This is a genomic window from Bradyrhizobium sp. UFLA05-125, from assembly GCF_059803515.1.
The window spans coordinates 1-25,333 of the sequence record NZ_JBANBJ010000015.1; the positions used below are offsets into that span (position 1 = coordinate 1).

General features: G+C 62.6%; 18 protein-coding genes and 1 pseudogene. 8 read left to right on the forward strand and 11 right to left on the reverse strand.

What is annotated here, in order from left to right; translation table 11 throughout:
• Positions 1 to 90, forward strand: a pseudogene (locus tag SO156_RS16115) (helix-turn-helix domain-containing protein); the annotation flags it as partial.
• Here the strand turns inward: SO156_RS16115 and SO156_RS16120 are convergent.
• From SO156_RS16120 to SO156_RS16135, 4 genes are read right to left on the reverse strand one after another with little or no spacing between them, the layout of a single operon-like run.
• Positions 73 to 525 (reverse strand): potassium channel family protein, encoded by a 453-nt coding sequence (locus SO156_RS16120; protein ID WP_498535475.1) that lies wholly within the window; start codon positions 523 to 525, stop codon positions 73 to 75. The pseudogene SO156_RS16115 and the gene SO156_RS16120 overlap by 18 nt on opposite strands.
• A gap of 25 nt (positions 526 to 550) precedes the next feature.
• Positions 551 to 898, reverse strand: coding sequence for a phasin (locus SO156_RS16125; RefSeq protein ID WP_458148956.1), 348 nt, complete (start codon positions 896 to 898; stop codon positions 551 to 553).
• An 18-nt stretch (positions 899 to 916) separates the two neighbouring features.
• The gene (locus SO156_RS16130; RefSeq protein WP_498535476.1) at positions 917 to 1,780 is read right to left on the reverse strand and encodes an alpha/beta fold hydrolase; all 864 of its coding nucleotides are present in this window, start codon (positions 1,778 to 1,780) and stop codon (positions 917 to 919) included.
• Positions 1,781 to 1,788: 8 nt separating this feature from the next.
• Positions 1,789 to 4,296 (reverse strand): alpha/beta hydrolase, encoded by a 2,508-nt coding sequence (locus tag SO156_RS16135; protein WP_498535477.1) that lies wholly within the window; start codon positions 4,294 to 4,296, stop codon positions 1,789 to 1,791.
• Positions 4,297 to 4,428: 132 nt separating this feature from the next.
• Here SO156_RS16135 and SO156_RS16140 point away from each other — a divergent pair, with 132 nt between their 5' ends.
• The 6 genes from SO156_RS16140 to SO156_RS16165 all read left to right on the forward strand — a co-directional run bounded on the left by SO156_RS16140 (position 4,429) and on the right by SO156_RS16165 (position 14,615).
• A complete protein-coding gene (locus tag SO156_RS16140; RefSeq protein ID WP_498535478.1) occupies positions 4,429 to 5,355 on the forward strand; it encodes an alpha/beta fold hydrolase in 927 nt (308 codons plus the stop codon).
• The gene (locus SO156_RS16145) at positions 5,352 to 5,960 is read left to right on the forward strand and encodes a hypothetical protein (protein ID WP_458148952.1); all 609 of its coding nucleotides are present in this window, start codon (positions 5,352 to 5,354) and stop codon (positions 5,958 to 5,960) included. The genes SO156_RS16140 and SO156_RS16145 overlap by 4 nt, the downstream gene beginning before the upstream one ends.
• A 68-nt stretch (positions 5,961 to 6,028) precedes the next feature.
• The gene (locus tag SO156_RS16150) at positions 6,029 to 6,676 is read left to right on the forward strand and encodes a CoA transferase subunit A (protein ID WP_458148951.1); all 648 of its coding nucleotides are present in this window, start codon (positions 6,029 to 6,031) and stop codon (positions 6,674 to 6,676) included.
• Between the two features lie 4 nt (positions 6,677 to 6,680).
• Positions 6,681 to 7,331, forward strand: coding sequence for a 3-oxoacid CoA-transferase subunit B (locus SO156_RS16155; RefSeq protein ID WP_458148950.1), 651 nt, complete (start codon positions 6,681 to 6,683; stop codon positions 7,329 to 7,331).
• An 11-nt stretch (positions 7,332 to 7,342) separates the two neighbouring features.
• Positions 7,343 to 7,801 carry a MaoC family dehydratase gene (locus tag SO156_RS16160; RefSeq protein ID WP_498535479.1) on the forward strand — a complete coding sequence of 153 codons (459 nt, stop codon included), beginning with the start codon at positions 7,343 to 7,345 and terminating at the stop codon, positions 7,799 to 7,801.
• 409 nt (positions 7,802 to 8,210) lie between these two features.
• Complete coding sequence (locus SO156_RS16165; RefSeq protein ID WP_498535480.1) at positions 8,211 to 14,615, forward strand: AAA family ATPase; 6,405 nt, start codon at positions 8,211 to 8,213, stop codon at positions 14,613 to 14,615.
• Positions 14,616 to 14,813: 198 nt separating this feature from the next.
• On the opposite strand, the gene fabI is transcribed toward SO156_RS16165, so the two are convergent.
• From fabI to SO156_RS16185, 4 genes are read right to left on the reverse strand one after another with little or no spacing between them, the layout of a single operon-like run.
• Positions 14,814 to 15,602, reverse strand: coding sequence for an enoyl-ACP reductase FabI (gene fabI / locus SO156_RS16170; protein WP_498535481.1), 789 nt, complete (start codon positions 15,600 to 15,602; stop codon positions 14,814 to 14,816).
• Positions 15,599 to 16,813, reverse strand: a complete 1,215-nt coding sequence (locus SO156_RS16175; RefSeq protein WP_498535482.1) for an acetate/propionate family kinase — start codon at positions 16,811 to 16,813, stop codon at positions 15,599 to 15,601. Before SO156_RS16175 ends, fabI begins: the two co-directional genes overlap by 4 nt.
• Positions 16,814 to 16,818: 5 nt before the next feature.
• Complete coding sequence (locus SO156_RS16180) at positions 16,819 to 17,781, reverse strand: phosphate acetyltransferase (RefSeq protein WP_498535483.1); 963 nt, start codon at positions 17,779 to 17,781, stop codon at positions 16,819 to 16,821.
• A 29-nt stretch (positions 17,782 to 17,810) separates the two neighbouring features.
• Positions 17,811 to 19,991: a DUF3141 domain-containing protein gene (locus SO156_RS16185; RefSeq protein ID WP_498535484.1), complete on the reverse strand. Its 2,181-nt coding sequence runs from the start codon at positions 19,989 to 19,991 to the stop codon at positions 17,811 to 17,813.
• A gap of 215 nt (positions 19,992 to 20,206) precedes the next feature.
• Here SO156_RS16185 and SO156_RS16190 point away from each other — a divergent pair, with 215 nt between their 5' ends.
• Positions 20,207 to 20,728 carry a GNAT family N-acetyltransferase gene (locus SO156_RS16190; RefSeq protein ID WP_458148943.1) on the forward strand — a complete coding sequence of 174 codons (522 nt, stop codon included), beginning with the start codon at positions 20,207 to 20,209 and terminating at the stop codon, positions 20,726 to 20,728.
• Positions 20,729 to 20,731: 3 nt separating this feature from the next.
• Here the strand turns inward: SO156_RS16190 and SO156_RS16195 are convergent, their stop codons facing one another.
• The 3 genes from SO156_RS16195 to SO156_RS16205 all read right to left on the reverse strand — a co-directional run bounded on the left by SO156_RS16195 (position 20,732) and on the right by SO156_RS16205 (position 25,296).
• A complete protein-coding gene (locus SO156_RS16195; RefSeq protein WP_458148942.1) occupies positions 20,732 to 21,820 on the reverse strand; it encodes an AI-2E family transporter in 1,089 nt (362 codons plus the stop codon).
• 110 nt (positions 21,821 to 21,930) lie between these two features.
• The gene (locus SO156_RS16200; protein WP_498535485.1) at positions 21,931 to 23,958 is read right to left on the reverse strand and encodes a TonB-dependent receptor; all 2,028 of its coding nucleotides are present in this window, start codon (positions 23,956 to 23,958) and stop codon (positions 21,931 to 21,933) included.
• Between the two features lie 309 nt (positions 23,959 to 24,267).
• Positions 24,268 to 25,296, reverse strand: a complete 1,029-nt coding sequence (locus tag SO156_RS16205; protein ID WP_498535486.1) for a HoxN/HupN/NixA family nickel/cobalt transporter — start codon at positions 25,294 to 25,296, stop codon at positions 24,268 to 24,270.
• Positions 25,297 to 25,333 lie beyond the last annotated feature (37 nt).

Below are 25,333 nucleotides of genomic sequence, written 5' to 3' on the forward strand. Positions count from 1 at the left end.
CTCGGCATCCTCGGCTTCGTCGGCAATACCCAGCGCCAGATCGTGCTCCTGGACCGCCGGCAGCTCGCTAACCTAGATCTCCAGAACTGAAACCTCGGCCTTGCTCGCCGCGAGGTGCTCCAGCGTCTTGCGCAGCACCTCGAACAACACGGCGGTCGACCAGCCGAACAGCAGGATGCCGTTCATCGCGGTCATCGGGTCGACCAGCCGCCAGTCCGGGACCGGAGTGATATCACCGTAGCCGAGCGTGGTGTAGTTGACGAAGGCGAAATAGAGCAGATCGCTCCCGGCGGGCGCTGCACCGACCACCCGATATGCGAGCGCCCATACGAGAATTTCGAGTGTGTGGGCCACCATCAGGGCAGCCGCGGTCTCGACCATCACGACCATCAGATGCAATCGCGGCCAGAGCGTGTGGCGTAAGCCGGCGTAGCGCTCGACACCGATGGCGCCGACGGTCACCAATGCGTGGATCATGATATTGGCTAGGCTGACGATGGTGCCGACCAGGAATTGAAGCGCCATCGTCCTCTCGTCTCTATTTGGGTGCCTAGCTCTTCGGCGTGAACATGCCGCTTGCCGCCTTCATCGCGGACTCGCCCATGTTTCTGGCCTGGTCGGTCAGCGAGCGCATCTGGTCCTGGAAGAAATCGGACTGGATCTTGAGCGCTTCCTGCATGTCCTTGGCCTGGACGAGCTTGTCACCCAGATCGAACGTCGCGGAGACGTTGCGTTGCAGATGGCTGCAGAACTCCTTGGCCTGATTCGCGATCGGCAGCGGCGAGGAGCTCAAGCCTCTCTCCAGCAGATCAAAGTACTCGGTATTGGCCTTGCGCAGACGGCCAAGTGCTTCGCTCATCATCGTACGCATGTTCTCGGTCGATGGGATTTCCGCCATGATGTCGCTCCTTAGGGGTTACGCTGCAAGCCCGCCGAACCACGCCCCAAAATAACCAGCGTACAAAGCCGGCAGTTCAAGATTCATCGAATGCCCAACGCGGGGCACCACAATCAGCCGGCAGTCCGGCATCGCCTCGGCCATCGCGCGCAAGTCAGCGGGCGGAATCCAGCCGTCCCATTCGCCCCACAGCACCAGATGCGGATGCCCCATCTCCGGCATGCGGCGCCCCAGCTCCCGGGTCTCCTTTTCCCGGGTGAGGTTGACTGGCGTCCCGATCCAGATACCTTCAGAGACGCCAAAGGTCTGCTCGACGATGCGGTCGAACAACGCCGGAATATCCCCCAGCCCGTCACGGAATCGGGGAGTTGCATTCGGCGCCATGCTCTCCGGCACGAACAGCGAGGAGGCCGCCGTCGCCATCACCGTCCGCGTCAGCTCCCTGCTCGCCATCATCGCTCGGAAAAGCCCGATTTGATCGGCATTGAAGGCCATGCCCAGCGGCGTCACCGGATCGAGTGCGAACACGCGTCCGAAGCGCTGCGGCTGCATCAAGAGCATCCGCGCGGCGATGATGCCGCCCGTCGAATGCGTGGCGAGGTGGCAATAGCTGATGCCCAGCGCATCGAGCGCCGCGAGCATATCCTGCGCATGCTGCTGCATCGAGTAGTTCGAATAGTCGGCCGTGGGCTTCGGCCGGTCGCTGTCGCCGCAACCGCGCCAATCGATGCCGATCACGCGGAGGCCAGAGGGAAACATCGGCGCGGCGAGCTCGATCCAGTCCTTGCTGGCGAGATTGCCGTGGATGAAGACGACGGTGACCTCGCCTTCTCCCCATTCTCGCCAGCTCAACTGTACCTCGCCCGCCTGCACCCTTGGCATGAGCGGGCCTATTTGTTCAGGCCGGCCGTGGGCGCAGCGCCAGCCGGCGTCGGCGCCACGGGCAAGGCCGATACCACGGCCCCCTTGATCATGCGATCGATACCCTGCGGCGACGAGGTGTCGACGCTGCCCTTGGTCACGAAGTCCACGACGTCAACCGAGAACTCGACCGGATTGTCCGTGTGGATGAAATGCCCGGTTTCCGGATAGATCTTCAGGATCGGCCGGTTGCCGGCATTGGTCATCCGCGTCATGAACGGCGAGATGACGTCGCGCCCCAGATCCGTTAGCCCGTTGAACGCAGGCGTCGGGATGAAGGGCTCCTTGTCGCCGAACGCGAGGAAGATCGGCGCCTTGATTTGGGTGAGTCGCTCGTAGAGGTTCTTCGGGTCGTCCTGCTGGAGCTCAGAGCCGATAGTGTAGATGTCGTAAATGAAGACGTTGCACCATTGCTCGAGCTCCTTCGGATTGCCCTTGGTCAGCCCGACGCGCTGCTCGGTGTGGAAGCGGGCATATTCGCTGTCGCTGAAGAAATAGCCGCTCTTGGCCGCCGACACCGCGCCGGTGTTCGTGTCGCGCTTCTTGAAGTAGAAGAAGTCGCGGATGTTCTGCTCATCGCGAGCCTTCTCCGCGGCCAGAATGCCGGTCTGGTCCCACGTCGCCTTCCACTTATCGAAGTCGTGATCGAAGGCCTGGTCGAACAGGCGGACCTTCTTGTCCTTGGCGATGGTGATGTCGCGCGGATATTCCTCGAGGCCTGATGGCGCCTCCAGTGCAAGGCCCTGCACAGCATCAGGCCAGGTCAACGCATAGCCCATCACGAACTGACCGCCGAGCGAATGGCCGAGATAATAGGCGTTCTTGACGCCGAGCTGGTTGACGACGAGGTCGTAGATGACCTCGCGCATGTCCTGCATGGTGCGCGCCGGGCTCTTATCGAGATTACCGGGCCCCGACATGCCGTAATGCGGCAGATCAGGCACGATCACGCGCAAGCCGCTGCGCAAGGCGTATTGCATGATATTGCCGTAGTGCCCACCGAACGCACCCTTGCCATGGATGATGACGAGAACCTTCGGATCCTTGGTGGTGCCGGCATATTCGTCCATGTAACCGATCTGCCAGGTGTTGCCGCTCTTGTCCTTGGCGTTGGCGAATTTGACCGGATAGGGATATGTCACGAAATCCTTCCAGAAGGATTTCTTGGGATCGATGTTCTCGGCGACGCCCGGCACGCGATAGTTCTTGTCGACGAATCGCTGCGCGCGGTCGAGGCTTGCGACGTCGTCCATGAAGGCGACGAACTTCGGATCGTTCTTGCGGTTATTAATGAGCGGGAAGACGCCATAATGGGCAACCGGGCTCTCCTCTGCGATGAGGTCTGCACCGGGCACACGATCGACGGCCTGCTGGGCGAGCTTGAAGTTCAACCAGAGATCATTGGTGATGTGCATCACCAGCGTGCGTGCCTGGATACGACCGAGATACGCGTTGATGTTGTGAGTTTCGCCGACCCGATTGCGCCATACGAGATCGACGGCGTCATAGAGTTTGGCACGGTTGGTGACGTTCAACCCCGCCTTCTCATTTGGCGGATCCCAGTAGAATATCTCGGGCTGGACCGCAGTGAAATTCTGGGTCGTGCGATAACCGAAGTCGTACCCGGTCATTCCAAGGATGGACCAGCCGAACGCAACGCCCGGCACGGGATGCTTTTCCTTGGGCAGCTTGTAGTAGTCGCCGTTCGTGGCCTGCCACACGGGATCGGACTCGATCGCGGCCGTCATCATCTGGAACGTCCAGTTGCCGACGGGATCGCCCGCGTCTGATTGTGTGGTGCCGCCGATCGGCATCAGCGCGTTGATGAACTCCGGATGCATCACGCCCCAGACGTAGGTCTGCGTGCCGCCCATGGAGACGCCGGTCACCAGCGCCACGCGCGCGACCTTCAGATGATCGCGCAGCAGGCGGTAATTCGCCTGCACCATGTCGAAGTAGCTGTACTGCGGGAATTTCACGCCTAACCCGTCGGACGGCTTGCTGTCGCCCCAGGTGCCGAGCGGATCGACCATGATGACGAAGTAGCGGTCGGTATCGATCGGGCGGCCCGGCCCGATGATGGGCACGCCGCCAGACAAGGGAGCGCCCTTGACCCACTGCTCGAACATGTCGGTGGAGTCGCCGGAATAGTAGGAGTTGATGACCACGGCGTTTGTGATCTCGTCATTGGCATTGCGCCGCGCCTTGCCGATCGCGATGTAGGAGGCGCGCAGCTTGCCGGCACCGAGCGATTCCAGCGTCACGCCGCCCTCGCCGCCATTCTCCCATTTGGACGGATCGGACAGATCGTACTTGCCGCCGAGGCGGAAGTTGGCGATCTCGTAGGTCTTCTTCAGCCCATCATGCTGCATCTGCGATGAGCGGCGGGTGAAGGGTTGGGCGACAGCGAGCGCCGTGCCGACCAGCAACACGATCAGGCTGACGACGCAACGCTTGAGCACGTCTCTCCCGGTCATGGCGGAATCCTCCTGGCGGTGTTTTGCAAAAACGCTAGGGACGTCGCCCGGGAGAGCTTTGATTTAGCTCAATGGAATCTCCGACCAGAGATTGAAGATTGCAGCAATCAGACATGGCAACCGGTCGTCGCGATGCCCTTCCTTAATCACGGCTCATATCGGATACGCTATGAGCTCGAAGGGCCGCAGGATGCCCCCGCCTTTGTTCTGGTTAACGGCCTCACGCAATATGCCGAGCTCTGGGCCGCCTATCGCGAAGCGCTCGTCGCCCGGCATTTCCGCGTGGCGACCTTCGATCTGCTCGGCCAGGGCGGCTCAGACAAGCCGGCCCTGTTCATCAACCAGGACGACCAGGTTACCGCGCTGCATCGCGTGATCGGCGAACTCGGCGATGGACCGATCTTCCTCAGCGGCATCAGCTTCGGCGGACTCATTGCACTGCGCTACGCGATCGAGCACGGAGAGCGGCTGTCCGGCCTCGTGCCGATGAGCTGCTTTGCGGAACTCTCCCCACAACTGCTCCTGATCGGCAACGCCTTGCGCACCGGCCTGATCCTCGGCGGCACCGGCTATCTCCAGGATCTTTTGCTGCCGATGAACCTGTCCGACCAGTGGCTGAAGCCACTCCTGGACAAGCTCGACAGCGTCAAGCGGCAGGGCTGGCTCGTCAACGACGTCTACGCCCTACAGAACCTGATGGAGTCCTTCCTTGACTTCAAGCCGCTGACACCACAGCTTGCGTCGATCACGGTGCCGACCATGATCCTGAACGGCGAGTTCGACTTCCTGACGCCGCGCGCGCTGCACGAGACCCTGCGGGTCGAAATCCCGAACAGCTCGCTGGTGATCATCCCGAAGGCCTATCATGCCTTCACGCTCGAGAAGGGGGCGCTTACGGCCGACCTGCTCGCACGCTTCGCCAAGGACCTGCTCGCCGGACGCTGGCGAGGTGACAAGGCGGTCTGGATCGCGCCGGAAGAGCCCGGCGGCGAGCTCACGCCGTTCCCCGAAGGCTATGATCACCTCCGCGCGATCCCTGTACGGAGGGCCTCGACATGAGCGGATTTTTCGGACCACTCGACACCGAGGGCCGCGTGCCGCCGCACCAGCAGACGCGTGTCGCTGCATTCCTCATCTCCGCCCACGGCGCGCTGGCGCGACAGTCCGCATTCACCTTGCCCACAAAGCTCGAGTCCGCCTGGCAGACGGAGCTGAACACGCAGCTCTTCCGCGAGACCGAGATCGTCTCACTTCTGATGCGCGCGACGAGTTGGGCGCCTGACCCTGGCCTGGGCTATATGACCGTGGCCTGGGAAAGCGCCTGGTTTCCGGCGCCGGTCTACGAGATTTCGGACTGGCCTCTGGCAGTGGCAGCCGGTCTTGCGACGCTCGCCCACGCCGTTCACGCGGCTATCCGGCCGGCAGCATTGTTGCCGGCCGAAGCAAATCCGGAGGATCCGTTTGCAATGGCGCTGCGCCGCATCGAGTTCGAAAGCGGCCGCCTGCTCCAGGCACAAATCCTGTCGCTGAAGGGTCCCGACCTCGTGTCCCATCGCGAGGCCGTCAACTCCGCCCTCGAACGTCGCCATACCGAGGTGCGCAGGCTGTGGCGCGAAATGCTGCAAAGCGTCGGCATCGCCGATCCAAATGACGAGAAGCCTTGATGCAAATCAAAGGAAGGCTGTGACAGCCGGCAAACATCCGCTCGTTGCATCTCATCGGAGTTGCCGCCATGAAGGCCGTTTCCGTCGAAGAAGCCGTTGCAATGATCCCGGCAGGCGCGAGTGTCATGGTCGGTGGGTTCATGGGTGTCGGGACACCGGAGCGCCTGCTCGATGAGGTCGTCCGGCAGCGGAAGACCGGCCTGACGCTGATCTGCAATGACGCGGCCATCCCCGGCAAGGGTGTCGGCAAGCTGTTCGATGCGACGCTAGTCTCGCGGCTGACCGCGACGCATATCGGCCTCAATCCGAAGGCGCAGCAGCAAATGCTGGCGAACCAGATTGCCGTCGATCTCGTTCCGCAGGGCACATTCGTCGAACGGATTCGCGCGGGCGGGTGTGGTCTCGGCGGCGTTCTGACCCCGACCGGCGTCGGCACGCTGGTCGCCGAAGGCAAGCGACAGATCGAAGTCGACGGCAAGCCCTTCCTGCTCGAGACTGCGCTGCGGGCGCAGTTCGCGCTGGTGCATGCCTTTCTCGCCGACTATCTCGGCAACCTCGCTTACGCCCTCACTTCCCGCAACTTCAATCCCGTCATGGCGATGGCCGCCGACACCGTCATCGTCACGGCTGATAACATCGTTCCGGTCGGCGTCATTGCGCCGGATCACGTCGTGACGCCGGCGCCACTCGTCGATTTTCTCATTACCAACGGGTGAGATCATGGATGCACAGACCATCATCGCCCGGCGAGTCGCCAAGGAACTGAAGAGCGGCAACCTCGTCAACCTCGGCATCGGCATTCCGACGCTGGTGGCGCACTACGTTCCGCCCGATCTGAAGGTGTACTTTCAATCGGAGAACGGCCTCATCGGCACCGGGCCGATCCCGGAACAAGGCATGGCGCATCCGACGCTGACGGACGCCGGCGGGCGCCCGATCAGCGCCCTGCCCGGCGCCTCCACCTTCGATAGTGCGATGTCGTTCGGGCTGATCCGCGGCGGCCATGTCGATGTCACCGTGCTCGGCGGCCTTCAGGTCGATGTGCATGGCCACCTCGCCAACTGGATGATCCCCGGCAAGATGGTGCCGGGCATGGGCGGGGCGATGGACCTCGTGAGCGGCGCCAAGCGTGTCATCGTCGCCATGCAGCACGCGGCCAAGGGCAAGTCGAAGATCGTCGCGAAATGCACACTGCCGCTGACCTCGGCGCGGCCGGTGAGCCTGGTGGTCACCGACATGGCCGTGATCGGCTTTCCCGACGGCAGGGCGACGCTGCTCGAAACCGCGCCCGGCGTCAGCATCGGCGAAGTGATGGCAGTGACGGACGCCGAGCTTGCTGTTCCCGATAGCGTACCGGAAATGAAGATCTGACGGGCAAGAGCATGCGGATATTCAGCGATTTCGCGGAGATCAAATCCGCCATCGGCACCGAGATCGGCGCCAGCGACTGGATCGAGATCACGCAGGGCCGCATCAACCGGTTCGCCGAGGCGACCTGCGACGAGCAGTGGATCCATGTCGACCAGGAGCGCGCCAGCAAGGAGATGCCGGGCGGCAGGACGATCGCCCACGGCCTGTTGTCGCTCGCGCTAGCGCCGCTCTTCATCCGCTCCGTGGTTGGCCTGAAGGGCCTGCGCAATACCCTCAACTACGGCGCCGACAGGATCAGGTATCTCGCGCCCGTGCCGGCTGGTTCGAAGTTGCGCGGCCGCGTCACTGTCGCCGAAGCCGAGGACGTTCCGCCGGATGGCCTGCGCGTGAACTATCATCTCGTGATCGAGATCGAAGGCGGCAAGAAGCCCGCCTGCGTCGCCGAGCTGATCGCCCTGCACTACCGCTGAAAACAAAAAACTGAAAAACAACCCCATGCAAAGTAGCCAGGGAGCGACACGACTATTGCGGAATAACAGAACTCGACTTGACGCGTCGGGCAAATCACCGGCAAGATGCCATGATCAGCCGCAACTGTCCTGACCTGGTGTCCTAGGCCGTTTACCCATAGTTGGGTTGGTCAGTGGCGCGGCTGATGTCGGCTTGTCCGCTGACAGCGGCTGGGCGGCCTGGATGCTGCAGTTTTTATCACCTCGGCTTCGAAACTACCGCAACCTGTCTCACGATCTCCTGGCATTCTCGTTCTTTCGGCTGGCGCCCTGTTCTACTTCGCGCGCGACACGACCGCAGGGAGCGGACCGACTTCGTGGGTGAGAAAGGACGTCGTCACGGCGGCTCGTGAGTGATAAACTCCGGCATATGAACCCATCCTCCAAGTTCGGCTCTGATGGGGACGGCAGCCTCCGGGTGTTGTGGCAGGACAGCGAACGCGTCGTCTGCCGGGAATGGTGGCTGGACCTCGATGGCCAGCGCAAGGCCGTGCTCGCCGTGCGGCCCGCTGCCGAGCACCCAACGCCCGCCTGCATCGATCGCCTTGGCCACGAATTCGGATTGAAGGACGAACTGGACGGTGCCTGGGCGGTGCGGCCGCTGGACCTCAGGCGCGATGGCCGACGGACCGTTCTGGTGCTCGAGGACTCCGGGGGCGAGCCGCTCGCCGCGCTGCTCGGCGGCCCCATGGAGATGGGACGCTTCCTGCGCCTCGCCGTCGGCATCTCTTCGGCTTTGGGGCAGCTCCACCAGCGCGGTCTCGCCCACAAGGACCTCAAGCCGGCCCATATCATGGTGACCAGTGCGGGCGGCGAAGTGCGGCTCACCGGCTTCGGCCTCGCCTCGCGCCTGCCGCGCGAGCGGCAGGCGCCCGATCCGCCCGAGTCGATTGCGGGGACGCTCGCCTACATGGCGCCCGAACAGACCGGGCGCATGAACCGTTCGATCGATTCCCGCAGCGACCTCTACGCGCTGGGTGTCACGCTGTACCAAATGCTCACGGGCTCACTGCCGTTCACCGCGTCCGATCCCATGGAATGGGTACACTGCCATGTCGCCAGAAAGCCGGTGGCACCGAGCGAGAGGTTGGAGAATGTCCCGGCTGCGGTCTCCCAGATCATCATGAAGCTGCTCGCCAAGTCCGCCGAGGACCGTTACCAGACTGCCGCCGGCGTCGAGACCGATTTTCGGCACTGTCTTGCCGAATGGCAGCGTCAGCAGCGCATCGACCCGTTTGCGCTCGGCGACCACGACGCGCCGGACCGGCTGTTGATCCCCGAAAAGCTGTATGGGCGAGCGCGCGAGGTCGAGACGTTGACCGCCGCCTTCGATCGCATCGTCAAGAGCGGCTCGCCGGAGCTGGTTCTGGTCTCGGGATATTCCGGCATTGGCAAGTCCTCGGTCGTCCATGAGCTGCACAAGGTGCTCGTGCCGCGACACGGCCTGTTTGCCTCCGGAAAATTCGACCAGTACAGGCGCGACATCCCATATATGACGCTCGCTCAGGCTTTTCAGAGTCTCGTCCGGCCTCTTCTCGGCAAAAGCGACGCCGAGCTAAGCGGTTGGCGCGACGCCTTGCAGGAGGCGCTGGGCCCGAACGGACGGCTCATGATCGACGTCGTCCCCGAGTTGAACCTCATCATCGGAGAACAGCCACCCGTCCCTGAGCTTGCCGCACAGGACGCGCAACGGCGCTTCCAGCTGGTGTTTCGGCGACTTATCGGTGTCTTCGCACGGCCGGAACATCCGCTGGCACTCTTTCTCGACGACTTGCAATGGCTCGATGCGGCGACGCTCGATCTGCTCGAGGATCTGTTGACCCGGTCGGATCTGCAGCACTTCATGCTGATCGGCGCCTATCGCAACAACGAAGTCACTGCCGTCCATCCGTTGATGCGGAAGCTCGACGCCATCAAGAGCGCAGGCGGAAAGGTGGCGGAGATCACGCTTGCACCCCTCTCTCGCGAGCACCTTGGGCAGCTCATGGAGGACGCGCTGCGCTGCGAGCCGGAGCGCGCCGCGCCGCTCGCGCAACTTGTGCATGAGAAGACAGGTGGGAATCCGTTTTTTGCCGTTCAGTTCATTTCTTCGCTGGCCGAAGAAGGAATGCTCGCCTTCGATCATGATGCCGCGAGCTGGTCCTGGGATCTCGACCGCATTCGATCCAAACAATACACCGACAACGTCGTGGACCTTGTGGTCGGTAAGTTTACCCGCCTGCCAATCGAAACGCAGAATGCATTGCGGCGCCTGGCCTGTCTCGGAAACATCGCCGAGATCAAGACCCTTTCACTCGTCCACGGGACGTCGGAGGAGCACGTCCACACGGCCCTGCTGCCGGCGGTCTGGCAGGAATTTGTAGAGCGCGTGGCCGACGGCTACCGGTTCGTCCACGATCGCGTTCAGGAAGCCGCATATTCGCTGATCCCGGAGGCGCTTCGCGGCGAAGCACACCTTCGAATCGGCAGACTGCTCGCGGCACACATCCCTCCCGAGAAACGCGAGGAAGCGATCTTCGACATTGTCAATCACCTCAACCGCGGCGCCACGCTGATCACGGCACCGGAGGAGCGCGAGCGGCTGGCCGAGCTCAACCTGATCGCGGGCAAGCGCGCCAAGGCCTCTACCGCCTATGCCTCGGCGCTCACCTATCTCGCCGCCGGTGCGGCACTGCTGCCGGAGGACCGGTGGGAGCGCCGGCATGAACTGATCTTCGAGCTGGAGCTGCACCGGGCCGAATGCGAGTTCGTGACGGGCGCTCTGACGGAAGCGGACGAGCGCCTGGCTGCGCTTGCGCCGCGCACTGCAACGACGGTCCAGCGAGCAACCGTGGCGTGCTTGCGCGTGGATCTGTATATGACCATCGATCAGAGCGACCGCGCCATCGCAGTCGGTCTGGACTACCTCCAGCACCTTGGCATCAACTGGCCCTCGCACCCCACAGAAGAGGAGGCACACCGCGAATACGAGCGCATCTGGTCGCAGCTCGGGAAACGCACGATCGAGGAGCTCGTCAAGTTACCCTTGATGAGCGATCCGGAATCGCTCGCGACAGTCGACGTCCTGATAAGGATCGCACTGCCCGCCTTCTTTACGTCGTCCCATTTGGGAACCCTGGCAACCTGTAGAGCCGTCAACCTCAGTCTCGAGCACGGCCACAGCGACGCCTCGTGTCCCGCCTATGAGCTGCTTGCCATGTTGGCCGGGCCGTATTTCGGCAACTACGATGCCGGATTTCGATTTGGCCGCCTCGGCTGTGAGCTCGTCGAAAAACCGGAGCTGAAGCGCTTCCAGGGCAGGACGCTCGAGATTTTCGGGTTCGTCGTGCCCTGGAGGAGACACGTCCGGACCGGCCGTGATTTCCTGCGTCGCGCGTTTGAAATCGCAAACCGTGTCGGCGATCTCACTTATGCAGGATACAGCTGTGCCCAGCTGAACACCAATCTTCTCATGGCAGGCGACCCACTCGTGGAGGCGCAAATCGAAGCGGAAAATAGTCTCGAGTTTGCGCAGAAATTCCGGTTTGGTCTCGTCCTCGCTTGGATCACCGGGCAGCTCGCCCTGATCCGGACGTTGCGTGGCCTGACGGCGAAATTCGGTGCCTTCAACGATGGGCAGTTCGATGAACGTGCCTTCGAGCGCCATCTGTCAAGTCAGCCGGCATTGGGGCTTTCCGAGTGCGGGTACTGGATACGAAAGCTGCAGGCACGCTTTCTTGCCGGCGACTATGTGGCTGCTGTCGATGCTGCGTCGAGGGCGCAACCGCTGCCTTGGCCATCGCTGTCACACCTGGAAACGGCAGAGTATCATTTCTATGGCGCGCTGACGCGCGCCTCATCGTGGGATATCGCTGCGGTCGACGAGCGGCAACAGCATTTGGAGTCCCTCGCCGCGCACCACCGACAGATCGAGATCTGGGCCGCGAATTGCCCGGAGAATTTCGAGAACCGCGCCGCGCTCGTAGGGGCCGAGATCGCGCGGATCGAAGGCCGGGAGCTCGAGGCCGCGCGTCTATACGAGAAAGCGATCCACTCGGCGCGCGCAAACGGCTTTGTTCACAACGAGGCGCTTGCGTATGAACTGGCCGCGCGCTTCTACGCGGCGCGCGGGTTCGATGAGTTCGCGCGCCTATATCTGACAAGCGCGCGCGATGGTTATCTCCGTTGGGGTGCCCTTGGCAAGGCGCGACAGCTCGATGAGATATACCCGAACCTTCGTAAGGAAGTGCCGGCGCCCGCTGCGATGGGCACGATCGGCACCCCAGTCGAACACCTCGACCTCGCGACCGTGATCAAGGTGTCGCAATCCGTCTCTGGCGAGATCATGCTGGACAAGCTGATCGACACACTCATACGCACCGCAATCACTCAAGCTGGCGCCGAGCGCGGCCTGTTGATTCTTTCGCGAGGGCTTGAGCAGCGAACCGCGGCAGAAGCCACGACCAGCGGCAACGCGGTCATCGTGCAACTCCGCGAGGAGACCGTAACTGCAGCAATGTTGCCGGAGTCGGTTCTACATTACGCCTTGCGCACGCAGGAGGGTGTGATCCTCGATGATGCCGCGGCACAGAACCCGTTCTCCGCGGATCCGTATATCCATCAGCACCGTGCCCGTTCGATTCTCTGTCTGCCTCTGCTCAACCAGGGCAAGCTCATCGGGGTGCTCTATCTGGAGAACAACCTGACTCCTCGCGTCTTCGCGCCGGCCCGCATCGCGGTGCTGAAGTTACTCGCCTCGCAAGCGGCGATCGCGCTGGAGAATAACCGTTTGTACCGCGATCTCGCCGAGCGCGAAGCGAAGATCCGGCGCCTGGTGGATGCCAATATCATCGGCATCGTGATCTGGGATTTCGACGGTCGGATCATCGAGGCCAATGACGCATTTCTCCGCATAATTGGCTACGACCGAGAGGCTCTCGTCTCGGGTCGCATACGCTGGACGGAGCTCACGCCGCCGGAATGGCTTGACCGCGATGAACAACGCTGGGTGCCCGAATTGAGGAGGACCGGGAGTTCGCAGCCGTTCGAGAAGGAGTATTTCCGGAAAGACGGTAGCCGTGTTCCCGTGCTGATCGGCGCGGCGACTTTCCAGGAAGTCGGGACCCAAGGTGTCGCATTCGTGCTCAATTTGACGGAGCGCAAGCGCGCAGAGGAGCGCCTTCGCGTGCAGCACATCGTCGCGCAGATCTTGGCCGAGGCAGTCACGATCGAAGAGGCCACTCCCAGGATACTGCGGGCTATGGGCGAGTGTCTGGGATGGGACGTGGGCGCGCTCTGGCGCGTGGACCGAGACGCCGAGGCGCTACGCTGTGTCGATCTTTGGCATGAAGCGTCGATAGACGTCCCGGAATTTGAAAACGCCGGTTGTGAGTTCACCTTCGTTCGGGGGGTGGGACTACCGGGCCGGGTGTGGTCCAACCTTAAGCCCGAATATGTGCCCGATGTCGTTCCCGATCGCAACTTTCCGCGCGGACTCATCGCCCAACGTGAAGGACTGCACGCGGCCATCGGCTTTCCTGTCCTGCTCGGGGGAGACGTCTTTGGCGTGATCGAGTTTTTCAGTCGCGAGATCAGGCAGCCCGATCAGGAACTGCTCAATATGCTGGCTACCGTCGGCAGCCAGATCGGTCAGTTCATCGAGCGCAAGCGCGCCGAGGCGGAATTGCGCGAGTCGGAACAGAACTACCGCACGCTGTTCGAATCGATTGACGAGGGATTTTGCACGATTGAAGTATTATTCGACCAGAACGAAAAGCCGGTCGATTATCGCTTTTTGCAAATCAGCCCGTCGTTTGAACGGGAGACAGGAATCAAGAATGCCGCCGGCAGACGGATGCGCGAAATCGCGCCGCAGCACGAAGAACATTGGTTCGAGATTTACGGCAGGATCGCTCTGACGGGCGAGCCGATGCGCTTTGAAAATGAAGCCAAACAACTCGGACGCTGGTATGACGTTTACGCCTTCCGGGTCGAGGACCCCAAGCGCAGACGCGTTGGAATTCTTTTCAATGACATCACCGAGCGCAAGCAGGCGGAAGCCGAAGCACGAGACAGCGAGCGCCGTTATCGCGAAGTGCAGGAGGCGCTGGCGCACGCGAGCCGCGTCGCGACGATGGGGCAGCTCATGGCCTCGATTGCCCATGAAATCAGACAGCCGATTGCAGCGACTATCACCAACGCACAGGCTGGCTTGAACTGGCTCGCTGCGCAACCGCCGAATCTGGAGGAGGCCCGAAAGACGCTCGGCTGGATCGTCGGCGACGGCCGGCGAGCCGACGACGTCATCAGCCGAATCCGGGCCCTTATGAAGAAGACGCCGCCGCGAAAGGAAGACCTGGACATCAACGAGGCGGTGCTTGAGGTCATAGCCCTGACCCGTGCCGAAGTGGTGAAGAACGGCATCTCGGTGCGGACGGAACTGGCGAAGGGGTTGCCGCTCATTCAAGCAGATCGGGTCCAATTGCAACAAGTGGTCCTCAACTTGATCGTCAACGCCGTCGAAGCAATCAGCGGCGTCGGCGAAGGGGCGCGGGAGTTGCTGATCAGCACCGGCAGAGATGGGTTGAATGGGGTGCTCGTCAGCCTGCGGGATTCGGGTCCGGGACTGGACCCGGCGAATCCTGACCACATCTTCAACGCATTCTACACGACCAAGTCCGGTGGCATGGGCATGGGATTATCGATTTGCCGTTCGATCGTCGAAGCGCACGGGGGACGGATATGGGCGGGCGCGAATGAGCCTTGTGGAGCAGTCTTTCAATTCACCTTGCGCTAAAGCGCGATGAGATTCGGTTGAACCGTCATCGCGCTTTAGCTCCTTGTTTGAGCATGATCTTTTCGGAAAACCGCTACACGCTTTTCCGGATCATGCTCTAGAACGAGACGAGATCGTTTCCGCTGAATACGCTGGCCGCTGCCGACGGCACGAGAGAGCCGATGGTTGCCTCCTGCGGTCTGATACCGCCGCCTCGCCTCAATCGATGATGTGATAGCCGCCGTCGATGTAGATGACGCTGCCTGTCATCAGCTTGGCGCCGTCGAGCGCCAGGAACGCCGTGGCATGGCCGACGTCATCGATGCTGACGAGGCTGCGTGCGGGGGCTTTCGACTGCGCCTTGTCCATGAGCTCGTCGAACTCCGGAATGCCTGAAGCGGCACGTGTCGCCAGCGGTCCCGGCGAAATCGCGTGCACGCGGATGCCCTTCGGCCCGAGCTCCGCGGCGACGTAGCGGACGGCCGATTCCAGCGCGGCCTTTGCCACGCCCATGATGTTGTAGTTCTCCACGACCATCTGGCTGCCGTAATAGGTCATGGTGAACATCGTGCCGCCATTCTTCATCAGCGGCTCCGCGAGGTGCGCCATGTGCAGAAACGACCAGCAGGAGACCTCCATGGTCTTGAGAAAGCCGTCGCGGCCGACGTCGACCACGCGTCCGTGCAGCGCCTCCTTCGGCGAGAAGGCGATCGAATGCAGCAGGAAATCGAGCTGGCCCCACTCTTTCGCAATGCGCTCGAACACCTGCTCGGTCTGGCCCTCGACCATCACGTCCAGCGGCATGAAGATCGGCGCTTCGAGCGCCTGCGCCAACGGCTCTACATGCTTCTTGGCGCGATCGTTCAGATAGGTCACCGCGAGATCGGCGCCTAATGCGCGAAACGCCCGTGCGCAGCCCCAGGCGATCGACTGATCGTTAGCGATGCCGACGACCAGACCCTTCTTGCCCTTCAGCGCAACCTTGGTCTCTGGATACACGGGAATCATGACACCCTCTTAGATCTGGCGTTTTGCGATTGTCCGCTCATCAGAAGCGACAGCGTGTGCTGCGCGATCATCAGTTCCTCGTCGGTCGGCACCACGTAGACGGGAATGAGACTGTTCGGACGCGAAACCAGCCGCGAGTGCCGCGCATTCTCGGCAGCATCGAGCGCGACGCCGAGCCAGCCGAGCTGCTCCGCGACGCGCGCTCGAATGCTGGCGGAGTTCTCACCGATGCCGGCAGTGAAGACGAATGCGTCGAGGCCCTGCAAGGCGGCTGCGAGCATTCCGGCGGCAAGGCCAATCCGATAGACGAAATAGTCGATCGCAAGCTTTGCGCGCGGGTCCGCACTCGCTTCCAGTTCCCGCATATCGTTGCTGACGCCGGACAGCCCCTTCAATCCGCAATCGCGGTAGAGGAAATCCTGCACCTTCGCAGGCGACATGCCCTTCTCGGAGATCAGATAGAGCACGACGCCGGGATCGAGCTGGCCGGGACGCGTGCCCATCGGCAGGCCGTCCAGCGCCGTGAAACCCATCGTGCTCTCGACGCTCTGCCCACCCTTCATCGCGCACATCGAGGCGCCGCTGCCGAGATGCGCAACGATCACCCGCCGTTTCGCAATGCCGGGCGCGATCTGCGGCAAGGTCTTCGAGATGTATTCGTATGAGAGGCCATGAAAGCCATAGCGCCGCACGCCTTCGGCATGGAGCTGGTGCGGGATCGCGTAATGATCGGCAAGCGGCCCATGGCTGCGATGAAACGCGGTGTCGAAGCAGGCGACCTGCGGAAGCGAAGGAAAGTCGGCGAGGATCGCACGGATCGGCGCCAAATTATGCGGCTGGTGCAGCGGCGCCAGCGGGATAAAGCGTTCCAGACGCGCCACCACACCGTGGTCGATGAGGACCGGTCGCTCATATTCCGGCCCGCCATGGACGACGCGATGCCCGACAGCCAAGGGTTGAATGCTAGCCTCGTCCCTCAGCCACTCACCCGCCACCTGCATCGCGGCCGGAACGTCCGGGATCGCCTCGATCGGATAGGCCCGATCGGCCAGGGGATCGCCATCCGCCCCGCTCGCCCGCAGGCGCGGCCGGCTGCCGATGCCGTCCATCTGTCCCTTGATCTGCCGGCGGAGCGTACCCTCACCCTCGACCGAGTAAACCTGGAACTTGACGCTCGAGGAACCTGCATTGATGACGAGGATCGTATCCATGGCAGTCACGCGGCAACTGTCGGCGCCTTGTGGCGCCGTGCATAGGCGTAAAGCGCGGCCACGGCGCAGGACGCCATCCGCGCCCGCGGGCTGTCCGCGCGCGAGGTCAACACAACCGGCACGCGCGCACCGAGCACGATGCCAGCGCCGTCCGCCTTGGCGAAGTAAGCCAGATTCTTCGCCAACATGTTGCCGGCCTCGAGGTCGGGCACGACGAGGATTTGCGCACGGCCGGCCACCTCTGATTTGATGCCCTTGATCCGCGCCGCTTCGAGATCGATGGCGTTGTCGAAGGCCAGCGGACCGTCGAGCAGGCCGCCGGTGATCTGGCCGCGATCGGCCATCTTGCAGAGCGCAGCAGCCTCGATCGTGGACGGAATCTTCGACGTCACCGTCTCGACCGCCGATAGGATCGCTACCCGCGGCGCCTTGCCGAAGCCGGCAAGATTGTAGAGGTCGATCGCGTTCTGGATGATGTCGCGCTTGGCGTCGAGATCGGGGAAGATGTTGATGGCCGCATCGGTGACGAAAATGGTCTCGGCATAGGCCGGCACGTCCATGACGAAGACGTGGCTGATGCGCCGGTCGGTGCGCAGGCCGCCGGTTTTGGCCGTGACGGCGCGCATCAGCTCGTCGGTGTGCAGGCTTCCCTTCATCAACAATTCGCCGCGAGCCGCGTGAACCAACTCGACGCCCTTGGCTGCGGCCGCGTCGCTGTGTGCCGCATCGACGATCTCATACCCGGCAATATCGAGACCGAACCGGCTCGCGGTCTCCCTGATCTTCCGCTCCGGCCCGACCAGCAGCGGCCGGATGATGCCCGCACTCGCGCTGTCAACGACGCCGCGCAGCGAAGTCTCGTCACAGGGGTGGACCACGATGGTCGGCGTGGGCGGCACGGCCTTGGCGGCCACGATCAGACGGTCGTATTTGCTGCCTGCTTTCGTTTGCGTCGTGTCGGCTGACATGGTGCTGCTCCCAATTCTGCCAATCTGCGCTACGACGCTTTTGCCTTGGGATCGAAAGGGGCGACATTCGATTCGCCTTCCTCACCGAGGCCGAAGAGCCCGGCAACCTGCTTCAAGCGCTTTGCCCGCTCGCCCGTGATGTCCGCACTCGCGGACAGCACTTCGCGTATCCCCGCGAAAGCTCCGCGCCGCTGATTGACGTCGTCAGGCAACATCTTCGGAATCGCAGCCAGGGCTCCGTCCCGATCGAGCAGCAACATGAAGAATTGCTCGCGAACCAGCATCTTGAACTCAGCCAGCGTCAACCGCGTTCCGGTATGGTCGCGTCGAATCTGGCGCAGCGCCTCGATGCTTCGTTCGTCAACCATGCCGCGCGCCGATCCGACATAAAGCAGTGCACGAATGGCAGCCTCGCGAAGGCCGCCTTCGCCGATCTTCGACTTCAGCTCGGCGATCCGCTTCTCCAACATCGCTCGGTGTTCGGCCGTCATCTCTCGCCTGCCGGATGGCGCGGCGTTCGGATCCACCCCGACTGCCGCCTGCAAGGCGGGCGAACCATAAAGATTGAGGAAGATGGCTTCGCTCAGCGCCTCCTGCGAATCCCGCCAGCTGTCCAGCGCGTGAACGATCTGCTTGGACATCTGTTCCTGGAACGCCAGGAACGGATTGTCCTTCGAGGCCGGCTTGCGCTTGTCCTCGACCGCGTCGGCGGCCGATTTCACCACCGACATCCACGGATTCTGACTGCTGAAGGCCTCGTATTGCAACCGCAGCGGATGAACGTTGCGCGCCCATTCCGCCATTTGCGGGGTCACCATGCCCTTGATCCAGGGCTGCACGTACCTCTGATAGGCCGCAAGATTGAGTTCCGAGACGCGCTTGGCGGCGGCAAAGCGCCGCTCATCCTCGGGCGAATTGCCGCCCATGGCGCGGATATCGTCCAGTGTGCGCGCCTCACAGCGCATGATCCACTGACCAGTGGCGAGATCGGCATGGACAGTATCGGAACCCCTCGCCTCGAACGTGGCCTCATAGAGTCCCGGTGGCAGCACATCGATCAGATCGATATTGCTCGAGAATTCCGCGTGCTCCTTCTTGGCGACGCCGCCGGACACGAAGATGCCGAGATGGCCGACACTTTCGTGCACGGTGTAGACGATCGTCTGCCCGTAGGCCCTGATCTCATCGACATCGGCATAGCAATCGAGGATCCAGTGCAATGCCTGCTGCGGCGGGGTGATATTGTCGCCCTTGGAGCAGAACACCACGATCGGCGAGCGGATGTTGCGCAAATCCACCTTCCGGCCGTCGGACATCTCGATCTTGCCGGCCGCGAGATTGTTGCCGACGAACAGCTCGTCGACGATGAACTGGATCTCCTCGGCATTGAGGTTGACGTGTCCACCCCACCAGCGCTCGAATTCGAGATAGCGATCGGCTTCCGTGTCGACCTTGGAATAAACGTTATATTGCTTGGTCCAGAGCGTGTTCGAGGGATTCTGGTTCTCGAAGTTCTGCACCAGCCAGGCACCATCGAACTTGCCACCGCCGAGATCGCTCGCCAGCGCCGTGAGCCAGCTTCCGCCGAGCAGCCCACCCGAATAGCGCATCGGGTACTTGCCATGCACGCCTGCCCAATAGGCGAGCGGCGCACCGGCAATGATCAGCGGCCCGAACAGTTCCGGCCGCAGCGAGGCCAAAATCATGACCGCCCAGCCGGCCTGGCAATTGCCGATCACGCAGGGCTTGCCGTCTGCCTCGGGATAGCGGCTGATCACCTTTTCGATGAACAGCGCTTCGGCACGCGCAATGCGCTCTATCGTTTGTCCCGGCATCGGTTCCGGAAGGAAGCCAATGAAATAGCAGGGATGTCCCGCCTTCATGGCGACACCGATCTCGCTGTCGGCCTTGAAGCCGCCAATGCCCGGCCCGTGGCCCGCGCGGGGATCGACCACGATGAATGGCCGCCGCTTCATATCGATTTCGACGCCCTTGGGCGGAATGATACGCACCAGCGCGTAATTGACCGGCTCGTCCAGCTTGCGGCCGTCCATGATCAATTCGGCGGCATATTGCAGGACATGCGGCGCAGTCTGCGCGACATGTTCCCGGTACTGGTCACCGCGCTGACGCATGATGTCCAGGAACAGGACGCTGCGCTGACCCGCATCCACCAGATATTCGACGGCGGACGCAACCAGCCCAGACATGGGACCGCCAGGGAGTTGTGGTTTGTCCAGTTGTGGTTTGTCCAGTTGCTGTGCTTTGTCCATGGACATGTTCCGACCTCGCTGTCGCGCTGCGTTATTCAAGGTGCGTGTCCGCTGGCAAGCGTTGATCTAGGTCAACGTCGGGGGGACCATTAAAGCGATGTCGAGATATGGCGCTCGGCAGTGAGCCAGGCCGAGATGGTATCGGGACCCTCATGACAGAGGCGGCACACTATTCAGCCCAGGAGTTTTTGAAGGACGGGAGCCCGGTCGAGATCAGGGCGCTACGTTCCGAGGACGAGGCGGACATGCTGGCCGCGATCGAGCGGACGAGCCCGCAATCTCTGCAGCGCCGCTTCTTTGCCATGAAGCGCCACTTCTCGGACAAGGAGCGTGCCTACTTCATGCAGGTCGACTTCAAAAATCACGTTGCGCTTGCTGCGCTTGTCCGCGAAGGCGATGGACAGGTGATTGTCGGGGGTGGCCGCTTCATCGTGTTCGAACCAGGGGTCGCAGAAATGGCCTTCGTCGTGATCGATGCTTTCCAGGGACGCGGACTCGGCTCGCTCCTCATGCGGCAACTCATCCGGATCGCGCGCGACGGCGGATTACGGGAATTGACGGCAGAGGTCCTTCCCGAGAACACGGCAATGCTGCGCGTGTTCGAAAGGGCCGGCTTCAAGCCCGCCGCGCGTCGTGATCCGCAAACGGTCCATCTGATCCTTGAGCTCTGCTAAGCTTCAGCCGCTCGTCGTTTTTTCCACCGGCCCGGCGCCGTCGATGCGGATCCACGCCGCGGCTAGCTCCCAGGCCACAGACAGGATGATCGGCCCGATGAAAAGGCCGATGATCCCATGCGCGAGTGTTCCCCCGATCACGCCAATGAGAATGACGAGCGTCGGCGTGGTCAGGCCACGTCCCATCACGAGCGGTTTCAGGATGTTGTCGAGGAAGCCGACAAGGACGAGGAACACCGTCAGGAGCAGTGCCGTCGTGACATCCTTGTCCGTCCAGATCCAGATGACCACGGGAAGAAGCACGATGAGCGGACCGATCTGCACGATCGACAACAGCAGGACGACGAACGCCAGCAGGCCCGCGCTTGGAATATCGGCCAGCTTGAAGCCGATACCGGCCAGCAAGGCCTGAATGATCGCGACACCGATCACGCCCTGCGCCACCGCCCGGATGGTCGCACCCGCAAGCGCCAAAAAATGCTCGCTCTGTTCGGGCACGATCCGGGACAGGAAACCGCGGGTCACCGCCACGAGTTGCGGCCCGAAAGGCAGGAGAATGCCGGAGACGAAGACGGACAGCAGGAACTGAAGCGTGCCGAGACCGGCATCGCCTGCGAATGACAACAGCGGTCCCGCAAGCGGCTTCAGATAAGGCGCCACCTCGCGCAACACCGCCCGCACGTTGGTGTAGGCCAGATCCCAGAGTTCATAGAGCTGCGGGCCGATCAATGGCCACGTCTTGACCCGTTCCGGTGCCGGCTGAAGGGCAAGGTCACCGGTACCGAGCTGGCTTGCCAGATCCTTCACGCCCTCCACCGCGCTCACGCCGAGCCAGGCGGCCGGGCCCAGAACGATGCCGAGCGCGATGAGCGTCAGGATCGCTGCCGCGGTTCGAGGACGTCCGCCAAGCAGTTTCGCAAGCCAGCTGAAGGCGGGATAGAACGCGACCGCAAGCACCGCGCTCCAGGTCAGAATCGAGACGAAGGGACGGATGATGACGAACGTCCAGATGATCAGCAGAGCCAGCAGGCCCAGCCGGATCAAGAGCTGGATGATATCTTCTGCGGACAAGAGCTGACGAAGCGTCTTCACGGCGGTCTCTCATCTCAAGGCAGCATTTGCAGAAATATCGATCGGCCTCGTGCAGTCCTGTTGACCCAGATCAAGGATCGCCGCTCCCGCGGTTCCCGGCCGGATTGCCCCTAGAATGCGCCGGCCATCGTCACCCGGAAGGTGAGCGGCTCGACCGGGTGCAACACGTAATCCATCACGCCATTCTGGCACACGGCCGCCGGAGCGGTCTGCTGAACGTAGCAGAGATTGTAAAGGGAATCCGTCTTCAGAAGCGAGCCGTAGGCATAGGTGATCTGGTTCGCTTTCGTGTTGAAGATATTGAGCACGTCAAGCTGGATGCGCCAGCCATTGTCGGTCCGATAGCCGAGCCGCGCATTGACGATGCTGGTCGGTTGCGAGCGGAACGCGTTGTCCTCGGTCAGGGGACTGGAGGCAAGATAACGCCAGCGCACGCCGCCGAACCAGCCGGTCTTCTCACCGAGCGTGATGCCGGCCGACGCCACCATGGCCGGCGCGTTCGGAATATAGTTGCCGGGCGCGTTGCCGATCTGCACCTCGGGGAAACCTGCGAGGGAGGCATAGATCGCCGCCTGCTCGCCGTCATAACCGCGAAACCGCGCGTGCGTCATCGCGAGATCGGCGTCGATGTCGATCCAGGATTTTGGGCGATAATGGTTGGTCCACTCGAAGCCGTAGCGGCGGCTGGCGCGGCTCGCCGAGGTATCGCCTGCATCGCCCGAGAACAGGATCTCGGAATCCTGGTCGAGGACGAAGAGGCTGAGCGAGGTCTCAAGATCGGGAATGATCTTGCTGCGCACGCCAACCTCCGCGCCCCCGGTGCGCACCAGCAGCGGTGACGGCGAGAGCTTCGTGCCGGGATCGCCGGGGTCTTCGGTCGTCGTCGCGCCGCGCGCGTCGTTCGAGTGCATGCCGTAGCCGGCACTGAGGAAGAACTCAGTCCTGTCGAAGGGACCGAGCACCATCCGGAATTTCGGGCTGCCGATCGCGGCGTTGGTGCGGCCGCTGTTGTTGGCGTCGTACAGCGAGGCGACATCAGCGGCGTAGTAATCGCCGCGCCAACCGGCCGTGGTCCGAAGCCAGCTGGTCCAGTATGTGGTGGTCTCGGCATAGACGCCGACGCTGCCCTCACCCACCTTGTCGCTGCGGATATTCGACAGGAAGTCGCGCTGAAACGTTCGCGTCAGTGCGAGATCGATCGCGTCGTAGCGCGATTGCAAGCCGATGGTGGTCTCGACGGGCAGGCCCGCAAATGATCCGTTCAGCGTGCGCGCGATGTTGGCGCCGGCCATCAGCCGGTCATCATGCTGGTGGAACTGGTCGCCAAAAGTTTGGTCGCTGAGCACATAGGTGAAGTTGTTGTAGAGATCGAGCTCGCTGTTGACGACGTAGGCGTTGGCCTTCCACCCGCCCCTGTCGTCGCTCTGCGCGAGCCGCGCCCACAGCGCAAAGCGATTGGTGTTGCCGCCGTCGCTCGGGTCCTCCGATCCGAACCGGTCGAGCAGGCCGGAGGTGATCGCGCGTTGTGGCACCTGGTCGGTCGAATTCCATTTGTTGACGTAGGCCATGCCGGTCATCGAGACACCGTCGGTCGCAGTGCCCTGGCTGTAGCGCATCAGCCCGTTGAGCTTGCGCATGGTGTCGGGATTGTCCCACGGGCCGTCATAGGTGTCGGCCTCGCCAGCGATCAGCAGCGAACCGTCGCCGAGCTTGACCGAATCCATGCCGAGAAAGCGGCGATACCCGAAGCTGCCGGCCGTCATCTGCGCCAAACCCTTCACGGTGCGATCGATCAGGCCGATATGCACGCTGCCGACAGAAGAGAAATCCCCCTCATCGGCGAAATACGGCCCCTTGCGCACGTCCATCGCGGCGACCGTTTCCGGGATCAGCCAGTTGAGATCGGCATATCCCTGGCCGTGCGCGTGCGTGGGCATATTGACCGGCACGTCGTCGACATAGATCGCCAGATCGGTGCCGTGATCCAGGTTATAGCCGCGCAGAAAATACTGGTTGGCTTTGCCCTCGCCGGAATGCTGGGTCACGATCAGGCCGGGCACAGCCTCCAACAATTCGCCTGGACGCGTGGCGGGCCGTGCGCGCAGATCCTCGCCCGATACGGTCGTTTCGCTTGCCATGGAAGGCGACGCTGGCGGGCCGGAGGCGACGCCGCTGACGGCAGCCCCCGCGACCGCAGTCGGATAGACAACGAGCCGCGTCGTCGAGGCCGTGGACCTTCTAGAGCGTTGCGGCACGGGCCTTGCTGTCTTCCGCGGCGTCTCACTGCGCGTCACCGCGATGGGTGGCAATTCGAGCACGGCAGAAGCATTCTGCGCGAATGCACTTCTCCCTTCAGCGCAAGCAAGGCACGCGACGAGCGTCGAAAACGCGGCTAATCGCTGTCCGCGCGCAAAACAATCAGACCAACTCGACCGCATCGACGCACTTCAGGACGCCGTGCTCGGCGTGGCGAATGTAACGCGATAGGTGACGATCGAGACGATCCAGGCGAGCACGAACAGGGCGATCACCGCGAAGCCGAAATTGGCGAGCGAGCCGTTGAGGCCTTCGATCAGCATCCACAGCGCGCCGTCGAGGCCAAAACGCTGGCCGATCAGGCCGAGAGCCTCGACGCCGCCGATGAACAGCGCGACCACCACGGAGGCGCCGGTGATGGTGAGGTTGTACCAGAGCTTGCGCATGGGATCGACGAAGGCCCAGCGATAAGCGCTCACCATCAGCGTCGAGTCGGCGGTGTCGACCAGCGCCATGCCGGCGGCGAACAGCGCGGGAAACACCAGCACATCCGACAGCGACGCGCCGCGGGCGGCTTCCGTCGCCGAGATGCTCAAGAGCCCGATCTCGGTCGCGGTATCAAAGCCGAGCCCGAACAGGAAGCCGAGCGGATACATGTGCCAAGATTTCGAGACCATGCGGAACATCGGCGCAAGCAGCCGTGCCAGGAAACCACGGCCGGCCAGCAGCGCCTCGATGCCTTCCGCATCATGGGTGCCATGGGCACGGACCGCACGCAGCGTCCGCCACAGGCCGACGAAGATCGCGAGATTGACCACGGCGATCAACAGCAGGAAGAGCGCAGACACCGAGGTGCCGATCACGCCGCCGACCGTCTTGAGCAGGCTTTCGCCGCCAAGGCTCACCACGCCAAGGCAGAGCAGCAGCGTGGCCACCACCACGACCGTGGAATGGCCGAGCGCAAAATAGAGCCCGGCGCTTTTTGGTGTGTCGCCCGCATGCATCAGCTTGCGCACGACGTTGTCGATGGCCGCGATGTGGTCGGCATCCACGGCGTGGCGCAGGCCGAACACCCAGGCGAGCAGCGCGGTCGCCATCACGGCGGGCCGGTCGGCGAACAGCGCGAAAGCCCAGATCCATGCGGCGACGTTGGCGAAGATCAGTCCTGCGAACAGCAACAGGGTGCCGGATATGCCCCCCTGCCCAGACCACTTCGTCACCCGTCCCGCTCCATCCAACCGCAATTCCCGGTATGAT